This window comes from Streptomyces specialis (assembly GCF_001493375.1).
Taxonomy (GTDB): Bacteria; Actinomycetota; Actinomycetes; order Streptomycetales; family Streptomycetaceae; genus Streptomyces; species Streptomyces specialis.
In genome coordinates this window covers 1-1,410 of record NZ_LN929868.1, presented here as the reverse complement: position 1 = coordinate 1,410, position 1,410 = coordinate 1, and the positions used below count along the sequence as shown (strand labels likewise).

Here is a 1,410-nt window from a genome sequence, read left to right as displayed (position 1 = left end):
CCCCACCCCCCCCCCCCCCCTCCCTCCCCTCTCCTCTTCGTCGGCGGCGTCAGAGGTGTAAAAGAGACAGGCCCCCGGCCACCCCGCGAGGTGAACGATCACCGCCCGAAGTTTGTTCACACATGTCACAAAGCGAGAATGGGGACCGTGACCCACACCCGCACCAGGCTGGAGAGGGGCCGGAACGCCCTCGGCCCCGCACTGGAACTCGTCCACACGGGCCGCGCCCCCACCCGCTCCGTGCTCACCACCGAGCTGGGCGTGACCCGCGCCACCGCCGGCGCCGTCGCCACCGAACTGCAGACCCTCGGCCTCATCACCGTCGACTCCCGCCCCAGCGCCGCGCCCGGCAGCCACGGCCGGCCGTCCCACCGGCTGGCCATCGCCGACGACGGTCCGGTCGTCCTCGCCGCCCAGGTGCACGCCGACGGGTTCCGCGCCGCCCTCGTCGGGCTCGGTGGCCGGATCGTCGCCACCACACCCGGCCGCACGACCGTCGACGCCGACCCCGCGCAGGTCCTCGGCGAGGTCGTCGCCGCCGGCGCCGCGCTGCTGCGCGACAGCGGACGGCGCTGCGTCGGCGCCGGACTGGCCGTTCCGTCCGCCGTCGCCGAACCCAAGGGCACCGCCCTCAACCCGCTCCACCTGGCCTGGCCCGCCGGCGCCCCCGTCCGCGACATCTTCCACCGCTGCCTCGCCGAGGCCGGCCTCGGCGAGGCAGCGGTGGAAGATGTCGCGGACGGGGGCGCCGGCGGGCCAGGCCAGGTGGAGCGGGTTGAGGGCGGTGCCCTTGGGTTCGGCGACGGCGGACGGAACGGCCAGTCCGGCGCCGACGCAGCGCCGTCCGCTGTCGCGCAGCAGCGCGGCGCCGGCGGCGACGACCTCGCCGAGGACCTGCGCGGGGTCGGCGTCGACGGTCGTGCGGCCGGGTGTGGTGGCGACGATCCGGCCACCGAGCCCGACGAGGGCGGCGCGGAACCCGTCGGCGTGCACCTGGGCGGCGAGGACGACCGGACCGTCGTCGGCGATGGCCAGCCGGTGGGACGGCCGGCCGTGGCTGCCGGGCGCGGCGCTGGGGCGGGAGTCGACGGTGATGAGGCCGAGGGTCTGCAGTTCGGTGGCGACGGCGCCGGCGGTGGCGCGGGTCACGCCCAGCTCGGTGGTGAGCACGGAGCGGGTGGGGGCGCGGCCCGTGTGGACGAGTTCCAGTGCGGGGCCGAGGGCGTTCCGGCCCCTCTCCAGCCTGGTGCGGGTGTGGGTCACGGTCCCCATTCTCGCTTTGTGACATGTGTGAACAAACTTCGGGCGGTGATCGTTCACCTCGCGGGGTGGCCGGGGGCCTGTCTCTTTTACACCTCTGACGCCGCCGACGAAGAGGAGAGGGGAGGGAGGGGGGGGGGGGGGGTGGGG

Annotated in this window: 1 pseudogene; it reads left to right on the top strand. The window is 75.6% G+C overall.

From position 1 onward, the window contains the following. Nucleotides 1-138: 138 nt before the first annotated feature. Nucleotides 139-1,410: pseudogene (locus tag BN2279_RS31170) on the top strand (hypothetical protein); the annotation flags it as partial.